We start from the raw sequence: 21,447 nt of genomic DNA on the forward strand, positions 1-21,447 counted from the left end.
AGAAAATAAAAATTGATTATGATTTATAAGCATTAATAAGGTTTGGAAGTATTAATTAGAATATGTATATGAATTGAATCTTAATGAAGCTAAATATTCGAAAATTTAGCTATTGAGAATTTCCGCTTGTAACTTCTTCGTCAAAGATTTAAATACCAGATCATAAGAATGGTCAATCAATTTAAGGATCAATTCTTTTTTAAGACCTTCACAAAGAACTGAATTCCAATGGGTTTTATTCATATGATAAGCACCAGAAATCTGAGGATAATTTTCCCGAAGTTCTTCACTCCATTCCGGATCCGCTTTTGCTGAAAATGTTGCAGGCTGTTTTTCTAAGGAAATCAAAAGAAACATCTTTCCACCAACCTTGAAAACCAAGGTTTCATTATCAAAAGGAAAACCTTCTGTAACTGCCTTTTTTCCTAAACAATATTCACGGATTTCTTCTGTTTCCACTGTGATGAAATTAGAATTTGAAAGTATTCTTCGGAAGTTCTTTATTGATTTCGATTTTATTAATCATCATCACATAATCACTGTCTTTTTTAGGCGAAGAGGATTCGATTCTGTAAGGCATCAATAAGTTTCCTACTTTTCTGTAATCGGAATAAGTCAGGGTTTCGTCTTTCTTGATTTCCCGGAATAGCATATAGTTTTTGACATCAAAAAAGTAAATGGTCTTATTCACATTTTTCGTCAATTCTACTTTAAAATAAACTTGTTCTCCGATTTTTTCTTTACCTAACAATTCTGCTTCAAAACCTTTGTTTTCCCAGTCTATAAAGTCATTGTCAAAACTCTCAGGAATGTAATCGTTATACTTTTGTAGCTTGTTCTGAGCGTAGTTCATTGCGTAGCCATTCGTTCCATCATAGCCTTCAACAGGTGTTTCTTTTCCACCCACTACAATTGCCGTTTTGGTAAGATTAGGGCGTTGCTGATAGATTTTCATTAAGTAAGAATCATTAACTCCCAAAGTTACTCGCCCTTGTATCTGAACCGTATTCAGAAGTTTCCAGTTGGTAAGACCTCCAGAATTTTCTATGTTTTTATCAATGATATCTTTTGCCGATTGAGCAGAAATAATGATAGAAAATATAATGGAAAATATGAGAATTAATTTTTTCATTCAAAATTTTTAAGGTTGCTAAGATAAAATTTTCAATTGGCTTCTTGTCTTAAAGAACGTTAATTTTGACATTAATAACGACTAAATTAAATCAGTTTTTTGGCTTTCTCCAAATCTTCCGGCGTATCAATCCCAATCCCGACAAAATCGGTTTCTACCATTTTAATTTTCATTCCATTTTCTAAGTAACGCAATTGCTCTAATTTTTCCGAAATTTCCATAGGAGTCATTTCTAAAGAAGAGAATTTAAGCAAAGCTTCTTTTCTGAAAGCGTAAACGCCAATATGTTTGTAATATTTGACATTATAAGATAATTCTCGATGAAAAGGAATCACGGAACGACTGAAATACAATGCAAATCCATTATTATCAGTAACGACTTTTACGTTATTTGGATTCTGAATTTCTTCAGATTCTTTTAATTGAATTTTTAATGAAGCTAAAGAAACTTCTTTTTTATCATCTTTAGAAAAAACATCAATCAATTGTTTTAAAGGTTCCTTCTTAAGGAAAGGTTCATCACCCTGAACATTAATCACAATATCACAATCGATGTTTTGAACAGCTTCTGCAATTCTGTCGCTTCCGGTTTCGTGTTCGCCTGTCATTACAGCTTTTCCGCCGTTTTTGGAAATTTCATCAAAAATCAATTCGGAATCTGTAGCGACAAACACTTCATCAAACAAACCTGTTTCCACAACATTCTGATAAGTAGTTGTGATAATAGTTCTGTCTCCCAAAATCTCCATCATTTTGCCTGGAAATCTTGTAGAATTATAACGAGCAGGAATGACTGCGATAATTTTCATTTTAATTTAATTATGAGTTATGAATTAAATATATTTTAATAGAAAAATGATTCCGTAAATCCAAGATACATATAATCCGGAATAAAAAATCCCAAATCCTAAACTTTTGAATAAATTGTCTTTACAATACTTTGAATTTTTAAAAATCAATCTCAAAGCTCTGAAATAAATCCAGTAAAGAATGGCTAATAAAAGCAATAAAATTGACCAGAAGAAAACACCTACAAAATATATAGCGAATAATGCTGCTACAGTAAACGCAATCCAAGCCAATATAGATATAATAATACCTCCGATTCCCTCTGCATCCATCAATGGAATATCAATGTCTGGAGTAAAATCGGAGGTAGATTTCATTCGTTTATTAAAATTTTCTTTCGTGAAAATTTTGCCAAGATTATCTCTCAATCCAACTCCTTTATATAGACTGATACTTACAAAAAGAAAAAATGCAATCGCAAGAATAGAAGTTGAAAGAATCGAATTCTGAAATAATGTATGATGAGAATTATTTCCTGAAATCCAAACACTTAAAATCACTAATAGAATAATTACTATTGATGAATAGAAAGTGAATTTTGTTTCAAGAAATATTCGGCTTCTCAATTTATTTTAAATCATTTAAAGCTTTCTCCAACTTAGGAAGACAATCTTTAATATCATCCAGAGAACAACCTCCAACAGAAGCTCTGAACCAAGGAACTGACTTATCATTTCCAAACGCTGAGAAAGGAACCAAAGCCATTCCTGCGTTATTAATCAGATAGAAAACCAAATCTGTAGAATCCTCCAAAACTTTTCCGTCTGGTGCAGTTTTTCCAAGGTAATCGAGTTTGATTGTCAAATAAAGTGCTCCCATTGGTGAGATACTTTCGACGTCAAAACCTTTGGATTTCAAATCCTGGATTCCTGCGTGAAGTTCTTTTAAACTTGTATTCAGTTTTTGTTTGTAATCATCTAAGAAAGTATCAACCGCAGAATCATCAGCTAAAAACTCGGCAACTGCTTCCTGTTCTGGTTTTGGCGCCCAAGCTCCAACGTGCGTCAAAAGAGCTTTCATCTTATCAATTACCAAACTCGGCCCGAATCCCCAACCAACTCTAACACCTGTCGCCGCAAAACATTTAGACGTTCCGTCAACATAAATCGTGTAATCTTTCATTTCCGGAAAAAGACTTACAGGATTGTAATGGTCTGAACCGAAAGTCAACATTGCGTAGATTTGGTCATACATCAGGTAAAGCGGTTTTTCGTCTGCTCCTCTTTTTTTATTTTCTTCCAAAACCAATTCGCAAATCTCGGACAATTGCTCTTTTGTGAACATTGTTCCAGTTGGATTGAGTGGAGAACAAAGACAAAGCAAAACTGCGCCTTCTAAATGTGGTCTCAAATCATCCGCTGTCGGTAAGAAATTATTGGATTCCTGAGTCTGAACTTCAACCGCATTCGCGCTTGTCAAATAAGCATAATGATTGTTATTCCAGGAAGGAATCGGATAGATCACTTTATCGCCTTCGTCAACAATTGTTTTGAAAACTGCATAAATCAAAGGTCTAGAACCGGCTGTAATCAAAATATCATTAGCTGAATAATCCAGATTCCAACGTTTTTTGAGGTCGTTGCTTACGGATGTTCTCAAAGATTGCAAACCGTTTGCTGGCGGATAATTGGTAAGATTATTTTTATAAGCTTTCTCGATTCCGTTTTTCAATTCTTGTGGAATTGGATAGATGTTGGAATTAAGGTCGCCGATTGTAAGATTTGAGATTTGTGCACCTTTGGCCTTCAAATCGTTTACTTCATTTCCGATTTTGATGATTTCTGAACCAACTAGGTTAGATGCGAGTTTAGATACTTTCACTTAATTATTTTTTTGATGTTTTTCCGGAACTTAATCCGGATTTTTACTTTTTATGATTTACAAAAGTCTTAAATGTAACTGAGTAAATCAAATTACATAACAAAAAAGTTCTCAAAACTAACCTAAATCAGTAATTGAGAACTTTATGTTAAAAATATTTTAGATTATATTTCTATTCTAATAAAAATTTTCAATTACAAATTGAGGTCCTGTTTTACCTTGGCAATTTTCTCTTCAAGCTTAGGCAATTTGGCAACAAAATCTTCTTTTGAAGTGATGCTGTCTTTTACAGAAACATAAAATTTGATTTTTGGCTCGGTTCCTGAAGGACGAACACAAACTTTCGTTCCGTCTTGTGTGTAGAAAATCAATACATTAGACTTTGGAATATCGTCCATTACTTTTTTCTCGTTCTTAGAAACGACGAAACAAGTCTGCTCTTTGAAATCCTTCACTTCTTCTACTGGAGAACCAGCAATTTCTTTTGGTGGATTACTTCTGAAATCGCTCATCATCTGGGTAATTTCTTCAGCACCTGTTCTACCCTTTCTTACAACATTAATCAAGCCTTCGAAATAGAAACCAACTTCTTTATAGATGTCAATCATATATTCGTAAACCGTTGTTCCATTGGCTTTACACCAAGCAGCGATTTCACAAGCTGTCAAAATAGAACCACAAGAATCCTTGTCACGAACGAAATCTCCGGTCATAAAACCGAAACTTTCTTCGCCTCCGCAAATGAACTTTTCCTGACCTTCAAAATCACGAATCATTTTCCCAATCCATTTGAATCCAGTCAATCCAACTTTGCAATCCACTCCGAATTTTTCTGCAACATCAAAGAAAACGTCAGAAGTCACAATTGTAGAACCAATGAACTCTTTTCCAGTAATTTTTCCAGCTTTTTTCCATTGGTCAAGGATATAATAAGTAAGAATTGTATTGGTTTGATTTCCATTAAGAAGCTGCATTTCGCCTTCAAGATTTCTAACTGCAATTCCCAATCTATCGCCGTCTGGGTCTGTTCCGATAACAATATCAGCATTGGTAATTCTAGCCAAATCCATTGCCATAGAAAGTGCAGCAGGTTCTTCCGGATTCGGGGAAGCAACCGTTGGGAAATTTCCGCTCGGAATCATTTGTTCCTGAACCAAATCTAATTTTGTAAATCCAGCTTTTTCCAATGCTTTTGGAACGGTTGTGTAAGTTGTTCCGTGGATGGATGTGAAAACAATATTCAGATTATCTCTTCCAACATTTTGGTAAAGAGAATTTTCCATACAAGCATCGATATAAACATCATCTTGTTCTTCGCCAATCCATTCGATTAGGTCATCATTTCCATCGAATTTGATGTCCTCAAACTTAGTTGAATAAACTTCTCTGATGATATTTTCATCATCCGGCGGAACGATTTGCGCACCGTCACTCCAATATACTTTGTAACCGTTATATTCCGGTGGATTGTGAGAAGCCGTCAAAACGATCCCCGCATTACATTTTTTATCTCTAACAGTGAAAGACAATTCTGGAGTTGGGCGATGTTGCTTGAACAGCAGGACTTTGATTCCGTTCGCTGTCAAAACATCAGCAACGATTTTCCCGAATTCTTTTGAGTTGTGACGAACATCATAAGCAATTGCCACTTTGATTTCTTCGCCAGAAAATTGCTGATGAAGATAATTAGCCAATCCTTGAGTTGCTTGTCCTAATGTATATTTATTTAAACGATTGGTTCCAACGCCCATTACGCCACGCATTCCGCCTGTTCCGAATTCTAATTCTCTGTAAAAAGAATCTTCCAAATCCGGCGAATTGGAATCGATTAAGGATTGAACTTTAATTCTTGTTTCCTCGTCAAATGTTTCGGAAAGCCAAAGTTTTGCTTTATCTAATGTTGATAATTCTGACATTATTTATAGTTTTTTGTTTTAATTAATTTTCTTGTTTTCCAAAGTTGCTTTTTCAGTTACTTTCAGTTTTTTCGAAGGATTTCCGTAATAAACCAACTTCGAAGTATTACCGATTTTACCTTTGATTTCTTCATCCACATTCAGTTCTGCATAATTTCCGTTTTGGGAATCGATTTCTAAATCTTTGATGTACCAATAAGGCGAAATAATACTCGCTGTATCCTTGATACTAAGTTTTGCTAAAGTTGTTTTTCCCAACAGATTGGCCCGGCTTTTATTCGTCATTTCAATCTCAGACTTTTCTGAAATCACTGAACCGATAAATTTAGCATTATCTTTTAAATGAAGAGCGAAATTTTCGACTTTCATTTGACTTGAAATGTTAAGTTCTACAGAATCAGCAATTTTAATCACATCAAAAGGATTTTTTCCATAAATCGTGATGTTATAGAAATCTACTTTATCCGTTTCACTTTTCTCTGAAATTGATAGATTTTTATCTTTAACTTCAATATTAAGATTATCAAAAAAATTAGGATAAGTTTCCACATTCACAAAGTTATGTGGACTTTGAACATAAAACACACGGAATTTTCCTTTCAAATCCAGTCTGGAAAATTCAGCTAACTCCACATCTTTGGACTGGATTTCTCCTTTTGGAGAGACTTTTCCGCAGGAAACAATTGTTAAGATTAGAAATAAATATAATAGTTTTTTCATTTTAATTCTTGATTGAAACTAAATTTTAATACTGAAAGCTCGCAGCCCGGCTTGAGCGGAAATCCTTTTTCGCATTGGACTAAGCTTTGGAAAAAGATTGGTAGCGGAAGACGGAAATAGCTGCCCCAATAATTTATATCATTTCCTCAATATGATAATTCTTATGCTCACGGTTGGTTCTGATAATCAACTCGCCTAAGAATCCCGCAACAAACAATAAACTTCCCAGAATCATCATCGTCAAAGCAATGAAAAACCAAGGATTGTTGGCGATCAAATTGCCGTAGATTTTGAAAATATAAACGTCAATCAGTTTTGAAACACCCAACCAAATCGCAGATAAGAAACCGATGATAAACATCAAAGTTCCTGCAGCTCCGAAGAAATGCATCGGCCTGCCTCCAAATCGACTTACGAACCAAAGTGTTACCAGATCCAAAAATCCACGAACGAAACGTTCTGTCCCGAATTTCGAAGTTCCGTAAGGTCTTGCCTGATGCTGAACTGGTTTTTCAGTAATATTTCTGAAACCTGCATTAGCCGCTAAAACGGGAATATAACGGTGCATATCACCATAAACGTCAATCGATTTTACGACTTGTTTTCTGTAAGCTTTAAGTCCACAATTAAAATCGTGAAGCGAAACTCCAGAAACTTTTCTAGCCGCCGAATTGAACAATTTTGACGGAATATTTTTGGTCATTACATTATCGAAACGTTTCTTTTTCCATCCGGAAACGATATCGTAATTTCCAGCTTTCAGCATTTCGTACAATTCAGGAATCTCTTCCGGAAAATCCTGTAAATCAGCATCCATTGTAATTACAACATCGCCATTCACCTTTTCGAAAGCCGCGTGAAGTGCCTGTGATTTCCCATAGTTTTTTGAGAATTTAATTCCGTGAATCTGTGGATTTTGAATTTTCATATTTTCTATGATAGACCAGGACAAATCTGTACTTCCGTCGTCTATGAACCAAACCTCGTAAGACAATTTATTAGAACGGCATACAGTGTCAATCCTTGTGAACAACTCTTCCAGAGAGTCTTGCTCGTTAAGCAATGGAACGATTATAGAAAGATTCATTTTTTTATAAAAGATGTTAGATATTGATATTAGATTTTCAAATTTTAAGATAAATGATTTATTTAACAAAAGCCATTTAACTATTTATTATCCAACCTCTTATTCGTAGCGTTTCTTGTTTTTCAAAAAGCCAGCGATGATAATAGACAAAAGTAAATAAAATAGTAAAAAACCACCAAAGACGGCTGATAAAAATTGGAAAGAAAAATAATTTTTGTTCTCCTTTCTAGCAATCTCTCTCGCTAATTTTGCATCGTTGTAATTATCTTCCAATTCTTTAGCTTTCGTACGGTCTTTTTGATTTGCTGCTTCTAATTTCAGTTTTGCATAAGACTCATCCAGATTTTTCATTTCTGTTTGGATGTATTGATGATTCAGCATCTCTCTGGCATCTGTATCAACATAATTCAGGAAAGCGAAAATGGACAATATAGAAAGTCCACCACCTACGAACAAAGTCACAAAACATTGCTTGAAAGCTTGCGGATAAGTGATTTTATTACTTCCACGCAGCCAAACAACAGAAAGAAATCCAGCCAAAACATATAGGAAAGTCATCCCAAATGCATTGACTTTCATACTAGTATCAAAATAATTGGCATCTGCGAAAAAGTAATAAACAACGAAGAAAGTCAACATTGTCGCTAAAAATAAACCAAAGCCAACGGCTACAGGATTTTTTGTCATAATTTTATTTTTCTAAAAAAATTGAAAATTTTTAATTCTGAGAATCAGTTTTTTAAATTCATAATTGGATTAATAATCTCAATATCCTGTGTTTCTCATTTTTTAATTCAATATTAAATTTTATCTTTGCACCGGCAAGTCCTTAAACAACCAGCTCCTGAGAATCCTCCAGGGTGGGAACGCAGCAAAGGCAATCGGTTGTAGCGGTGTGATTTAGGTAGCTTGCCATTTTTTATTTCTATAGGTTAAGAGATTAAGCAATATTCAAGATTTTGAAATTACTTAATCTCTTAATTTTTTTGTTAGAATTCGAACTCCTCTCCTAGTTTTGGTAAAGAAAAATCGATGTTTTTATCAGAGAAATGCTTTTTTGCATCTTCGTGATTGATTTCAATCGGTGGAAAAGTATCGAAATGACATCCAATCACTTTCGGAGTTTTCAATAATTCTGATGCCGCAAAAGCCGCTTTTCTAGGACACATTGTATAATGTTTTCCAACCGGAAGAATGGATAAATCTAATTTTCCAAAAACTTGCGGAAACAAGCTCATTTCGACAGTTACACCTGTATCTCCAGCCAAATAAAGGTTTCTTCCATCAGCAAATCTGAAAATATATCCAGAAGCTAACCCTCCGTAAGAACCGTCTGGAAAAGAACTTGTGTGTAATGCCGGAACCATAGAAATCTTCAAACCGTCAAGCTTAGCAGAACCTCCGAAATTAATATCGATGTTATTTGAATGCTTGAAATAACCACAAATCTCCGGCTGACCGATTAAGGTTGCATCAGGATGGTTTTCTAGAACTTCTTTCACATCAGCGATATGGTCGCCGTGAGCGTGCGTAATCAAAACATAATCGATTTTCTGAGCTTTGATATCAAATCCAGATTGCGCTTTCTGATAGTTGTAAAAGGGGTCAGAAAGAATTGTTATGCTGTTATATGTAAACAAAAAACAGTTTTGTCCTAAGAATTTTATTTTCATTTTTATTTGATTTATTAATTAACAATATTAAGTCCGACAGCCGTCAAAACAGCCATCATAAAAGTTAAGATTCCGACTTGTTTTAAGAATGGGTCAAGTAATTTTGGTTCTTGGATTTTCATAATTGTTCTTCGTAATTTCATAAAAGGAAATATCAAAATCATTACGATAAATGGATAATAAAGTCCTCTTTCCTGAAATCCGTTGTACATTAGAAAAGCCAACATCAAAAGAATTGGTAATTGCAATAAGATGATTTCATAAATCATTGCATTTTTGAAACCAAGCTTCAATGCGAAAGTTTTCTTTCCAGATAATTTATCATTCACGATATCTCTCATATTGTTCAGATTAAGAACGGCCATACTCAGCATTCCGACTGCTGTTGCAGGAAATAATACGTCCCAACTGAATGATTTGGTAAACAGAAAATAACTTCCGCAAACTGAAACCAATCCAAAAAATATAAACACGAAAATATCGCCTAATCCCATATATCCGTAAGGTTTTTTACCCACTGTATATCCAATTGCTGCCAAAATACAAGCAATTCCCAATCCGATGAAAATCCAAAATTCTCTGATATTTGATGGGTAAAAAGCAACATACAACAATGCGACAGTCGCTACAAAAGATAAAATCGAAAGCAGAATAACCGCATTTCTCATTTGGGTTGCCGTTATTTTTCCGGAAGCTACTGCTCTGCTTTCCGCTTCTCCTATCCTATTTTTGTCCGTTCCTTTTACGCCGTCGCCATAATCGTTAGCGAAATTGGAAAGGATTTGATATAATAATGTTACGAGAAGTGCTAAAGCGAAAATTCTCCAATCCCAAGTTCCTCCATTCTCAGAAAGTCTCCATTTTGCAATGAAAGCTCCCATAATAATTCCACTGAGTGAAAGTGGTAATGTTCTAAGCCTCGCAGCCTGTATCCAATGTTTCATTTATTTTATTTCTGTGGCCTTTAAAATTGTTGATTTTTTTCCAAAATCCGCGCTATTTTTTAATTCGAAAATGAGAGAATCATTATCGAAAGTGATATCCATTAAATGTGAGTGTGGTGTTTCCAGATAAATAGTTTTTAGTTCCAAAGTATTTTCATCTTTCCAACGAAAACTGTTTGTGATTTTCGCAGGATAAAGTTTGTAGCTGTCCGTTATCGATTTCCTGTCCGAAGTTGGCTGAATCCACATTGTTTCCTGCTGATGCCATTTTCCAGAAGTGAATTCGAATGGATATGATTTTCCGTCAATTGTTAATTTCATTTCGAATTTTTGACCATTCGATTTTAATTCTACCGATTGGTATTTGTCCTTGTTCTCAACGAAATTGAAAGTTTTATTAATTTTCGGGAAGATTTCGCTTTTCAAGGGTTCAATGGAAAGATTATTTTCCAAATCCTTAAGTTTCTGGTAAGCCGATTTATTTTCGGGAATCGCTTTTGGTTGAAAAGCTGGTAAAAGATGTTCCCAAACGAGATTTAATTCTTCCTGAAGATTGTTACTTTCTGCCGTCATAATAACAACTGCATCCTGTTCTGGCAAAACCAACATATATTGTCCGTAAGCTCCGTCACCACGGAAAGAATTGAATCGATTCCTCCACATCTGATAACCATAACCCTGAACCCAATCGTTTTCGCTTTTCAGCTTTTCGTCAGCATTTGGATTTTGTAAAATATGTGCAGAACTTGCTTCATTAATCCAACCTTCAGAGATAATTTGCTTTCCGTTCCACTTTCCTTTTTGGAGAAAAAGCTGGGCAAATTTGGCCATATCTTCTGTTTTCACACGCAATCCCCAACCTCCTGTATTAATACCTTGCGGATTACTTTCCCAATCGTAACCTTTGATTCCAAGTGGATCAAACAATCTTGGTTTCAAATAATCTGCAACAGTTTGGCCGGTCACTTTCTGGATAATCGCCGAAAGCATAAATGTGGCCAACGAACTATAATTGAATTTACTTCCTGGTTTATTATCAATAGGAACAGCCAAATAGGCTTTTACCCAATCGTTTTCGCTTCCACGGATAAAATCAGGTTCTTTCGCCATTCCCGATGACATTGTGAGGAGATTTTGAATTGATAATTCTTTAAGATTATCACTGATTTCAGAAGGTTGTTTATCAGGAAAAAATGAAATGACTTTATCGGTAACTTTCAACTTATTTTCCTGAACGGCAAAACCAATTGCAGTTGCTGTAAAACTTTTACTGCAAGAATATAATCTGTTCTTTAAATCTTTCTGATAAGGATTCCAATACACATCCGAAATCACTTTTCCGTGTCTCAGAAGCATAAAACTTTTGAACTCGGTAGATTGCAATTTATTTGCAGCTTGTAAAAACTTGACAATTGCTTCTGATGAAATCCCTTCTTTCTCAGGAACACTTTTTTGTAAAGGACTCTGAGCCGAAAACAATGCACAAGCAAAAGCCATTTGTGGCAATATTGCTTTTCTGCAAATAAAAGATGGATTGAACATTAGAAATAAATTTAAAGTAAATAATTATTTAGGAAATCCACTGGTCATCACCAAAGTTAGGTTTACGTTTCTCTAAAAACGCATTCCTGCCTTCTTTTGCTTCTTCTGTCATATAAGCCAAACGTGTTGCTTCTCCAGCGAAAATTTGCTGACCAACCATTCCATCGTCTGTTAAATTCATTGCAAATTTCAGCATTCTGATGGATGTTGGAGATTTTGCAAGGATTTCCTGAGCCCATTCGTAGGCTGTATCTTCTAATTCAGCGTGAGGAATTACGGCATTTACCATTCCCATATCAGCTGCTTCCTGAGCCGAATAATTTCTGCCTAAAAAGAAAATTTCTCTGGCTTTTTTCTGACCAACCATTTTTGCCAAATAAGCAGAACCATAACCGCCGTCAAAACTTGTAACGTCCGCATCGGTTTGTTTGAAAATAGCGTGTTCTTCACTTGCCAAAGTCAAATCGCAAACCACGTGAAGCGAATGCCCACCACCAACTGCCCAGCCATTTACCACTCCAATCACAGCTTTCGGCATAAAACGAATCAAACGTTGAACTTCCAAGATATTAAGACGATGTCTCCCGTCTTCGCCAACATAACCCTGATGGCCACGCGCTTTTTGGTCGCCACCGCTGCAGAATGCGTGTCCGCCGTCTTTTGGACTTGGCCCTTCGCCTGTCAATAAGACAACTCCGATTGATGAATCTTCGTAGGCGTCGTAAAATGCGTCGTAAAGTTCTGAGGTTGTTTTTGGTCGGAAAGCATTTCTGACTTCTGGTCTGTTGATGGCGATTCTTGCAACACCATTTGATTTTTTATAGGTAATATCTTCGTATTCTTTGACGATTTTCCAGTCTGCCATTTTTTGAAAATTTAGAGTGTAAATATAAGCAGAATTGATGGTGTTTCAAAGGAATTATGTTGCAGTTTGACAATTGGCAAAGCTTCCTCTTTGTGGGAATTTTATAACTATGACAAATCGTGAAACTTGCGCCATCGCGTAAGGGATAGTAGTGGTTATACTTTTTTTTTGGCTTGGGAAAAGCGTTGGCGAAAAAAGATAGTAGCGGATAGTCCGACCCTTTGTTTTGCTTTGCTGAAAACTTCCTTCGGTAAACTTAATGTAAAAGCAAAACATTGGGATACGCCCAAATAAAAAAGCCTCAGAAAAATCTGAAGCTTCTAAATGATATGTTGAAATAATTACTCTACAACTTTGATGGCGCTTGCCAAAAATCTGGTTTCGGTTTTTGGTTCTGTGATGGCATCGATTTCCGCCTGAGGTTTTTTAGCATCTTCTGCGTAATGTTGCAACTCTTTTACGGATGTGGTTTTGCTTTCTGCGCTGCCTTCCAGAACTACGGTTTTACCTTCCAAAGCAGTCGGAACGAAGAATGCGTAATCTTTCATCTTCACAAAGAATGTTTCGCCGGAATCTGTTGCCAAGCTCACCCAACATCCTTTTTTCGGACAAACGCCAGTCACTTTTCCTTTTACAGAAGTTTTAGCGATTTTTGGAGTTGTTTTTAATTCTTTATTAAGTTCATCCGTAGAAATAGCTTTTTTAACTGCTTTTGCAGAAACGTCCTGACCGTAAAACTCCCCTACTTTGGCATCGCCAGCTGGTAGACCAGATTGTGCAAATGCAGAAACAGACAAACCAATCAAAACGAATGCGAATAATATATTTTTCATATGAGGTTATTTATTAATTTTTTAATGTCATATGGAATCTAAACGATTTCATAATTTAATATTTATTTTTTATGATGTAAATTTAGAAAATTAAATTAATTGCAAAAAAAATAATTTTTTGATGTAACGAAACAAACTTTCCAATTGTCTTACCCATATATTAAAACAAGAAACTATAAAAAATTATTCTTATGAAAATAAAACTTTTATCCCTAGTTCTTTTGGCATCGGTTACCAATTTTTCTTGCATACAAACCAAAAACGGTTCAAATGATGTGATGTTTTCTCACCTATTATCAGATTCCGGAAAAGGCGAAGTGATTGAAAAATCTTATTCGGTTGACTTTGACGAATTACAAATTTCGACTTCTCTAAGTGCGGAAGTTTATAAATCCAGCGAAGAAAAAATTGTTGTTTACGCACCTTCTGACCTAATGCAATATGTAGTTGTAAAGCAGGAAGGAAGAAAAGTTCAGGTAAAAATCCAATCTGAAGGTAAATTGAACATATCGACTGACAGAATTAAAATTAAAGTTTATGCTAGAGACTTTGACAGATTAGCAGCAAATTCCAGCGCAAGTATTGTTTTGAAAGATGATTTCAAATTCTCTGACCTTGATGTGAAAGTTTCCAGCTCAGGAACTATCAAAGGGAATATCAATGGAGACAATGTGAATATCCAGGCTTCCAGCAGTGGGGACTTCAACGGAGATATCGTTGCAAAAAGCCTTAATATGCAATCTTCTTCATCTGGCGGAATCAACATCAAAGGAAAAGCAGACAATGTGAATGCGCAAGCTTCTTCTTCAGGAGACATCAAAGCTGAAGATCTGACTGCAGACAGTGCGGTTCTCACGACTTCTTCTTCGGCCGATATTACGATTGGTGTTCGTCAAAGCCTGACAGCTAGCGCATCTTCCAGCGGAGATATCAACGTCGTGAAAAGAGGCGACCTGAATAAAGTGACCAAAAACGAAAGCAGTTCCGGTTCTGTTAATATCCGGTAATTATATATTATTTTCTCAAACTGAAAAGAGACCTGAAATTCAGGTCTCTTTTGTATTTATTGAAATCAAATTCCGATTAGAACTTGATGATATCTTCCATTTTGGCATTTTCTTCATTTACCAACTCGTCATCTACCAAGATCTTTCCAGAGTGCTCATCGATAATGATTTTCTTTCTCTGAGCGATTTCCATTTGTTTCTGTGGCGGAATTGTGAAGAAAGAACCTTTTGGAGCTCCTCTTTCCAACCCTACAACCGCAAGGCCAGTGGATGAACCTTGACGGATTCTTTGATAAGAAGCTAACAATCTGTCATCGATTTTCTCAGCAAATTCTTTAGATTTTTCCAATAGGTAATCTTCTTCTTTTTGAGTTTCTGAAACCAAATTATCCAACTCATTCTTCTTGTGGGTCAAGTGATTTTTCAGTTCATCGATTTTAGCGTTCAAATCAGCCAAAGTTTCTTTCTTGTGATCGATTTTTCCACCGAATTCTCTGATTCTTTTTTCAGCCAACTGAATTTCCAATTCCTGATATTCTACCTCTTTTGACAAAGCTTCGAATTCTTTGTTATTTCTAACGTTATCTTGCTGCGTTTTATATTTATCAATAAGAGTTTGAGCTTGCTTCATCAAATCTTTTTTGCTGTTGATCTCAGCATTTTGCTCAGCAATTTCAGATTCGAATTTTTGGGCTCTTTTTTCAAGACCTTCAATTTCTATCTCAAGGTCTTCTACTTCAATCGGCAACTCGCCTCTTGTATTGCGGATCTCATCCAAACGGGAATCAATGATTTGCAAATCGTAAAGAGCTCTTAATTTTTCTTCAACAGAAATTTCGTTTACTTTAGCCATATCTATATAAAATAATTAACAGGATTTGTTTTTATTGTCGTTTTAGCGATTGCAAATGTAGTGAATTTTTCGGACAAAATTTCAAATAATTGTTGAGTTACAAATTGTTCTGACTCGAAATGTCCAATATCGCAAATCAGCATTTTATCTTCGCCTGAAAAGAAATCGTGATATTTCACATCGCCAGTCAAATAAGCATCACATTTAGCACATATTGCAGACTTGATCCCACTTGCTCCGCTTCCTCCCAAAACACCTACTTTTTTGATTTTTTTCTGAGTTAAAGAATTGTGCCTGATGACATTAAGATTGAATTTTTCTTTTACGAATTTCAGAAAATCAGCCACATCCATTTCTCTTTCCAAATCTCCGAATCTTCCCAAACCAGTATATTGATTTTCATTTTCGAGAGAAATCAATTGATAAGCGACTTCTTCGTAAGGATGATTTTGTTTCATCGCAAAGAGAATCTGATATTTTTTATAATCTTCAAATATCACAGAAAGCAAAACTTCATTAGCATTTTCTCTTTCATTATGACTTCCGGTTACAGGATTTGAGCCTTCCAAAGGTCTAAAAGTCCCGTTTCCATTAATCGAAAAACTGCATTCATCATAAAAACCGATATTTCCTGCTCCAGCTTCAAATAAAGCATTTTTCAATTTCTCAGCAGAATCAACAGGAACGTAAACTTCCAGCTTTTTCAATTGATTTTGTTTCGGCATTAGAATATTTTGATTCTTCAAACCAAGGGCTTCACAGATTTTATAATTAACACCAAAATAATCATTGTCAAACGCCGTATGAATTGCATAAATGGCGATTTTATTCTCCAAAGCCTTCAGAATTGCTCTCTCAACATAATTCTTTCCTGTAATCGATTTTAACCCGGAAAAAATGATTGGATGAAAACAAAGAATCACATTGAAATTCTTTTCAATTGCTTCATCAACAACAGATTCCAAAGCATCGTGAGCAATCAAAATACCGAAAATCTCCCTTTCTGGATTTCCACAAAGCAAACCAACATTATCAAAATCCTCCGCTTGTTTTATCGGAATTATTTGTTCAAAATCTTTTATAAACTCTTTGATTTTCATATTTGATACATTATTTGATGAACAATCGGTCATCAAAAGTAAATTTTTCTATTTTTTTAATTTTCACTTCTGGAAAATTAATATGCCTCGGATTAATAATATAATTAAATTCTCCTTGAACCGCAGCTGAAGGAACTTTCATTGCTAAGAATTTGTTTTCCCGTAAAAATTTATCTCCAATTTTCTGAGTACTATCTGGATGTGGAAAAGTATTCCAATCTTTCGGTAATCTTTTTGGTTCAAGAAAATCAATCTCTGGAATCTCTATATGAACCAAGCGGTAATCCTTGGGCAAAATGCCCAAAGGAATATGAACCGCAATCTCTGTAACACACAAAGCAATAGATTGACCTGTGTACAAAGCAGAATTACCTTTGCTATTCCATCTTCCGCCTGCTATTTCAGCGCCTTTTCCCGAAAGGTCACCAGCATAAATTTCCTTCGCCAATCTATAAACTATCATCCGATATTATGCTAAAACACCGTGTTCTATGCGAGTCAACTCATCCATAAGAAGAGAAACACCAAAATTACTACCCAATAAATCTTGTGGTTTTGTTTTACCCAAAGCAAGATTCTCAGACTGTAACCATATCAGAAAATTTTCTGAAGAACCAAAAACTTCTTTGCCTCTTGTGTAAAGCATTTCTATCTGAAGAATTTTCTCTGACTGTAAAGTGTCAAACGTTTTCTCTTCTTTCTGATATCTGGATAAAGTTTTCCCAGAAATATGAAGAAAACCGGCCCACTCTTGAAAACTAAAAGGAAATTTTTTCACTAGATTATCAAAAAAATTAAAAGAAATACCTCTCTTGGCAATATCTATAATCTTAAAAACACCAGCATCATCAAAATTCTGATATCCATAGAGTGCAGCAGATTCTTGAACAGTATCTATTTTTTCTGTGACTTTATATTTTTTCATCGTTCTTTATTTTTCTTTTACAAATATACGAACTTTGTCCAAATAAAAAAGACTTTTGTCTAATATTTTAAACAGAGTTTATTTTAACTACTTTTATAACTTTAATTTCACTTTTTGAGTTATGAGAATAAAACCAGAATTTGACCTTATTCCTGAGGAAGGTTGGCGTAAAAAAATCTACGAAACTGTTTATTTATCACACACAAAAGCCGGTAAAATATTCGACATCAGTTTATTGATTCTAATTCTCATTTCTACTGTTTTGCTGATGGTAGAAACCATTCCAATAATAAGACTACAGTATTATAAAGAATTTTATTACGCAGAATTTTTTATTACTATAATATTTACCATAGAATATATTCTAAGAATAATCTGTATAAAAGATCGTGAGGAATACATTTTTAGTCCTTTGGGAATTATTGATTTTCTTTCCATTATTCCATTTTACATTAGCTTGTTTTTCCCTATTTGGCATTTTGTAGCGGTTATTAGGATTCTTAGAATTCTAAGGATTTTCAGGATTTTCAACTTGGCTGATTATATGCACGACGGAAGGTTTATTGTTTCTGCTCTGAAACACAGTTCCAGAAAAATCTATATTTTCCTATTATTTATGATAATTTTTATTGTCATTATTGGATCGTTGATGTATGTTGTAGAAGGAGGAAAAAATGGATTTAGTAGTATTCCGCAGAGTGTGTATTGGGCGGTTGTAACCATTACTACAGTTGGCTATGGTGATATTTCCCCGGGAACGCCAGTTGGCAAAATCCTATCGATGATTGTAATGCTTTGTGGTTATAGTATCATTGCGGTTCCTACAGGAATTGTGACTTCAGAATTCAGGAAGCAAAAGAAAAATAATTTTCAGTGCGATAAATGTGGCAATCAGGATAATGATGAAAACGCTCGTTATTGCAAAATCTGCGGAGAAAAAATTATTTAAAAATAAATTCATATCCATTAACAAATAATAACATATAAATACTTAAATTTGATATACTTCAACATAAAGAAAATATAATTAATAATACTCTAACAATTAAATATAATCTCAATGAAAGCATTTAATTTCATAATCTGGATTATTATCATTAATTGTTTTGGCAGTTGTTCTTCCAAAAAAATAACTATCATTCAACCATCGCACGTTCTTTCTGTTAGAAATCATATTTACACGACGGTCAATTTTAAAACTTCTGATGGGCTTACAGTTTACGCAGATCATTATTCGAAGTATGGAAAACATAATCCTTTAATTATCTTTTACCATCAGGCAGGTTTTAGCAGAGGCGAGTTTAGAAATATAGCACCAAAATTACTGGAATTAGGTTTCAATGTTTTAGCTGTTGATCTAAGGTCTGGAGATATCGTCAACCAAGTTACAAATCTCACCAACAAAGAAGCCATTACCTTAGGAAAATCTACTGAATTCCTAGATGTTATTCCGGATTTGGAAGCATCTTATAATTACGCAAAGAATCACTTAAAAGCAAGAAAAATAATTTATTGGGGAAGCTCGTATTCAGCTTCATTAGGATTTTATATGGTTGCTAAAAATCCAAAAGACTACAAAGCTCTCATAGCTTATTCTCCCGGTGAATATTTTAAAATTGAAAATAAAAGCATCAACGAGTATGCAAAAGAAATTAAAATTCCGGTCTATATTTCATCTGCCAGAAATGAAGAGTTTTCTTGGAAATCAATTTATAAGTCTGTAAGTTCAAGGAAAAACTTTTATTTACCCTCAAAAACTAAAGGTCATCACGGAACAATTGCTTTATCTTCTTTTAACGATGATGCTGAAGAAAACTGGCAGGCTATTATTCCTTTTTTAGAAAGAATAAAGTAAAATCTTCTTCATTTTCGTTGAATGTACGTTTAGCCTCTTCATAACCAATATCGAATATTTCTTTTAACCGTTGCGGATTTCTTTCGAAAATCCCGTATTTGGATAATTTTTTTGAAGTAATGAACCAATCACAAAAAGCGAATTTATAAATCTCTGTTCTGTGTGATAATAATTCATATGCTCTTGTCGTAACAGAACGAATAGTTTTCAGATCACTAACTTTCACATCTTGTGGCGGTGTTACATAAACTCCAATCAATTTATCACATTCATTATGGATGACATCGGCTGGAAAATTATTTAGAACGCCACCATCACTGTACATTTCGTCATTAATAAAATAAGGCGTAGAAATCCCCGGAATACAAGACGAAGCAATAATAGCATCAACAATTTTATAATTCTTTTCGAAAACTTTTTGCTGACCGGTAATTAATTCTGTGGCTACAATTCTCACATCTTTCTCCAAATCTCCCAAAGTCATATCCTGAAAAATCGGATTGAGATAAGTCGTGAATATTGCTGATGAAACGAAACCAGGTTGATTAAACGTAAAATGTTTCCAATGAAAAAAATAAATAGATTGAAAAAAATCCAAAATTTCTTCAGGAGTTTTCCCAACAGCATACAACGAACCAACAATAGAGCCAGCACTACAACAGGAAAGAATATCAGGTTCTATATTTTTCTCCTTAAAAAACTTCAGTACACCCGCATGAGCCAATCCACGCGTTCCTCCACCTGATAAAACCAATCCTAATTTTGAATGTTCCATTAAGTAAAATTAAAAAAACCGTAGAAGAATCTACGGTTTTCATTTATTAATATTTTGTTAATCTATTAGATGTGAATCACTTCTCCATAAGCCGCAGCCGCTGCTTCCATAATGGATTCTGACAATGTTGGATGCGGATGAATAGATTTGATGATATCGTGACCTGTTGTTTCCAATCTTCTTGCTACAACTGCTTCAGCAATCATATCTGTAACGCCGTCGCCCACCATATGACAACCTAGCCACTCGCCGTATTTAGCATCAAAAATAACTTTGATGAAACCATCAACATCGCCATTTGCAGTTGCTTTTCCAGAAGCTGAGAAAGGGAATTTCCCAACTTTGATTTCGTAACCTTTTTCTTTTGCTTGTTTTTCAGTCAAACCAACAGAAGCAATTTCCGGATGACAATAAGTACAACCTGGGATATTTCCATAATCAATAGCTTCTACGTGCAATCCTTTAATTTTCTCCACACAAGTAATTCCTTCAGCAGAAGCTACGTGAGCCAAAGCCTGAGTTGGGATAATATCGCCAATTGCATAATAACCTGGCACAGAAGTTTGATACCATTCGTTAACCAAAACTTTTCCTTTTTCAGTTTTGATACCAACAGCCTCAAGACCGATTCCTTCTACGTTAGAAGCAATTCCAACAGCAGAAAGAAGAATATCCGCTTCCAAAGTGATTTCTCCGGTTGCAGTTTTCACTTTTGCTTTTACGCCATTTCCTGAAGTGTCAACAGATTCTACAGAAGAATTGGTCATTATCTCAATACCAGCTTTCTTCAAAGATTTCTCAACGTGTTTTGAAACTTCTTCATCCTCCAAAGGAACGATGTTAGGTAAAAATTCAACAACAGTTACTTTGGTTCCCATAGAATTATAGAAATCAGCAAACTCAATCCCGATAGCTCCAGAACCTACAACAATCATAGATTTTGGTTGCTCAGGAAGTGACAATGCCTGTCTGTATCCTATTACTTTTTTGCCATCCTGAGGAAGATTTGGTAATTCTCTGGAACGAGCTCCGGTTGCAATAATGATATTGGTTCCAGAATATTCAGTTGTTTTTCCTTCTGCATCTACTACAGAAACTTTTTTACCAGCTTTCACCGTTGCAGTTCCCATAATAACATCCACTTTATTCTTTCTCATTAAGAAAGCAATTCCGCTACTCATTTTAGAAGCTACACCTCTACTTCTCTGAATCACTTTTGTGAAATCGAAACCTGGATTTTCTACTTTATTAAGACCATAATCTTCAGCATGCTTCAAATAATTGAAAACGTGAGCCGATTTTAGAAGCGCTTTAGTCGGGATACAACCCCAGTTAAGACAAATACCTCCAAGATTTTCTTTTTCGATTATAGCGGTTTTGAAACCCAATTGAGCAGCTCTGATTGCAGTTACATATCCGCCAGGTCCACTTCCAATAACAATAATATCGTAGTTCATTGTGATTAAAAAATTTTAGCGAATTTACGGAAAATTATTGAAAGCATAATATGACAAAAAGCAACTTTATCAGTTGCTTTTGTATTAAATTTT

Annotated in this window: 23 protein-coding genes; 3 read left to right on the top strand and 20 right to left on the bottom strand. The window is 34.8% G+C overall.

Annotation, left to right across the window (positions count from 1 at the left end; all coding sequences use genetic code 11):
* Positions 1-105: 105 nt before the first annotated feature.
* The 14 genes from BUR19_RS06565 to BUR19_RS06630 form a co-directional block, all read right to left on the bottom strand.
* On the bottom strand, positions 106-459 hold the full coding sequence (locus tag BUR19_RS06565) for an MmcQ/YjbR family DNA-binding protein (protein ID WP_074234083.1): 354 nt from the start codon (positions 457-459) through the stop codon (positions 106-108).
* Positions 460-469: 10 nt separating this feature from the next.
* Complete coding sequence (locus BUR19_RS06570; RefSeq protein WP_074234085.1) at positions 470-1,132, bottom strand: histidine kinase; 663 nt, start codon at positions 1,130-1,132, stop codon at positions 470-472.
* A gap of 86 nt (positions 1,133-1,218) precedes the next feature.
* Complete coding sequence (kdsB, locus tag BUR19_RS06575; protein WP_175565875.1) at positions 1,219-1,941, bottom strand: 3-deoxy-manno-octulosonate cytidylyltransferase; 723 nt, start codon at positions 1,939-1,941, stop codon at positions 1,219-1,221.
* A gap of 24 nt (positions 1,942-1,965) precedes the next feature.
* A complete protein-coding gene (locus BUR19_RS06580) occupies positions 1,966-2,547 on the bottom strand; it encodes a hypothetical protein (RefSeq protein WP_074234089.1) in 582 nt (193 codons plus the stop codon).
* Position 2,548: 1 nt separating this feature from the next.
* On the bottom strand, positions 2,549-3,802 hold the full coding sequence (locus tag BUR19_RS06585) for a pyridoxal phosphate-dependent aminotransferase (RefSeq protein ID WP_074234091.1): 1,254 nt from the start codon (positions 3,800-3,802) through the stop codon (positions 2,549-2,551).
* A gap of 194 nt (positions 3,803-3,996) precedes the next feature.
* On the bottom strand, positions 3,997-5,718 hold the full coding sequence (locus tag BUR19_RS06590; RefSeq protein WP_074234093.1) for a phospho-sugar mutase: 1,722 nt from the start codon (positions 5,716-5,718) through the stop codon (positions 3,997-3,999).
* A gap of 18 nt (positions 5,719-5,736) precedes the next feature.
* Positions 5,737-6,438 (bottom strand): GIN domain-containing protein, encoded by a 702-nt coding sequence (locus BUR19_RS06595; RefSeq protein ID WP_074234095.1) that lies wholly within the window; start codon positions 6,436-6,438, stop codon positions 5,737-5,739.
* Positions 6,439-6,571: 133 nt separating this feature from the next.
* Positions 6,572-7,525: a glycosyltransferase family 2 protein gene (locus BUR19_RS06600; protein WP_074234097.1), complete on the bottom strand. Its 954-nt coding sequence runs from the start codon at positions 7,523-7,525 to the stop codon at positions 6,572-6,574.
* Positions 7,526-7,624: 99 nt separating this feature from the next.
* Positions 7,625-8,212, bottom strand: a complete 588-nt coding sequence (locus BUR19_RS06605) for a DUF4199 domain-containing protein (RefSeq protein ID WP_074234099.1) — start codon at positions 8,210-8,212, stop codon at positions 7,625-7,627.
* Positions 8,213-8,514: 302 nt separating this feature from the next.
* Positions 8,515-9,198, bottom strand: a complete 684-nt coding sequence (locus tag BUR19_RS06610; RefSeq protein ID WP_074234101.1) for a metal-dependent hydrolase — start codon at positions 9,196-9,198, stop codon at positions 8,515-8,517.
* A 14-nt stretch (positions 9,199-9,212) separates the two neighbouring features.
* Positions 9,213-10,142, bottom strand: a complete 930-nt coding sequence (gene menA, locus BUR19_RS06615; protein ID WP_074234103.1) for a 1,4-dihydroxy-2-naphthoate octaprenyltransferase — start codon at positions 10,140-10,142, stop codon at positions 9,213-9,215.
* Complete coding sequence (locus BUR19_RS06620) at positions 10,143-11,684, bottom strand: serine hydrolase domain-containing protein (RefSeq protein WP_083600657.1); 1,542 nt, start codon at positions 11,682-11,684, stop codon at positions 10,143-10,145.
* A gap of 28 nt (positions 11,685-11,712) precedes the next feature.
* Complete coding sequence (locus BUR19_RS06625; RefSeq protein ID WP_074234107.1) at positions 11,713-12,549, bottom strand: 1,4-dihydroxy-2-naphthoyl-CoA synthase; 837 nt, start codon at positions 12,547-12,549, stop codon at positions 11,713-11,715.
* Between the two features lie 341 nt (positions 12,550-12,890).
* Entirely contained in the window at positions 12,891-13,382 is a 492-nt protein-coding gene (locus tag BUR19_RS06630; protein WP_074234109.1) for a DUF4920 domain-containing protein, read from the bottom strand.
* Between the two features lie 191 nt (positions 13,383-13,573).
* Here BUR19_RS06630 and BUR19_RS06635 point away from each other — a divergent pair, with 191 nt between their 5' ends.
* Positions 13,574-14,389, top strand: coding sequence for a head GIN domain-containing protein (locus BUR19_RS06635; RefSeq protein WP_083600658.1), 816 nt, complete (start codon positions 13,574-13,576; stop codon positions 14,387-14,389).
* A 76-nt stretch (positions 14,390-14,465) separates the two neighbouring features.
* Here BUR19_RS06635 and BUR19_RS06640 read toward each other — a convergent pair whose 3' ends face one another.
* Genes BUR19_RS06640 through parS form a run of 4 tightly spaced genes read right to left on the bottom strand, consistent with a single transcriptional unit; the run spans position 14,466 to position 17,267 of the window.
* The gene (locus tag BUR19_RS06640) at positions 14,466-15,242 is read right to left on the bottom strand and encodes a zinc ribbon domain-containing protein (RefSeq protein WP_074234111.1); all 777 of its coding nucleotides are present in this window, start codon (positions 15,240-15,242) and stop codon (positions 14,466-14,468) included.
* A gap of 2 nt (positions 15,243-15,244) precedes the next feature.
* On the bottom strand, positions 15,245-16,342 hold the full coding sequence (locus BUR19_RS06645; protein ID WP_074234113.1) for a Nif3-like dinuclear metal center hexameric protein: 1,098 nt from the start codon (positions 16,340-16,342) through the stop codon (positions 15,245-15,247).
* Positions 16,343-16,352: 10 nt separating this feature from the next.
* Entirely contained in the window at positions 16,353-16,805 is a 453-nt protein-coding gene (locus BUR19_RS06650; RefSeq protein WP_074234115.1) for an RES family NAD+ phosphorylase, read from the bottom strand.
* Positions 16,806-16,811: 6 nt separating this feature from the next.
* Positions 16,812-17,267 (bottom strand): type II RES/Xre toxin-antitoxin system antitoxin, encoded by a 456-nt coding sequence (gene parS, locus BUR19_RS06655; RefSeq protein ID WP_083600660.1) that lies wholly within the window; start codon positions 17,265-17,267, stop codon positions 16,812-16,814.
* Between the two features lie 121 nt (positions 17,268-17,388).
* Between parS and BUR19_RS06660 the strand changes: the two genes are divergently transcribed.
* Positions 17,389-18,216 (top strand): ion transporter, encoded by an 828-nt coding sequence (locus tag BUR19_RS06660; protein ID WP_074234117.1) that lies wholly within the window; start codon positions 17,389-17,391, stop codon positions 18,214-18,216.
* A gap of 111 nt (positions 18,217-18,327) precedes the next feature.
* Positions 18,328-19,122: an alpha/beta hydrolase gene (locus BUR19_RS06665; RefSeq protein ID WP_074234118.1), complete on the top strand. Its 795-nt coding sequence runs from the start codon at positions 18,328-18,330 to the stop codon at positions 19,120-19,122.
* Here the strand turns inward: BUR19_RS06665 and BUR19_RS06670 are convergent.
* Positions 19,094-19,897 (bottom strand): patatin-like phospholipase family protein, encoded by an 804-nt coding sequence (locus BUR19_RS06670; protein ID WP_074234120.1) that lies wholly within the window; start codon positions 19,895-19,897, stop codon positions 19,094-19,096. The two genes, BUR19_RS06665 and BUR19_RS06670, sit on opposite strands and share 29 nt — an antisense overlap.
* A gap of 65 nt (positions 19,898-19,962) precedes the next feature.
* Complete coding sequence (lpdA, locus tag BUR19_RS06675; RefSeq protein ID WP_074234122.1) at positions 19,963-21,354, bottom strand: dihydrolipoyl dehydrogenase; 1,392 nt, start codon at positions 21,352-21,354, stop codon at positions 19,963-19,965.
* Positions 21,355-21,447 lie beyond the last annotated feature (93 nt).

Origin of the sequence: Epilithonimonas zeae (assembly GCF_900141765.1) — a bacterium.
GTDB lineage: Bacteria > Bacteroidota > Bacteroidia > Flavobacteriales > Weeksellaceae > Epilithonimonas > Epilithonimonas zeae.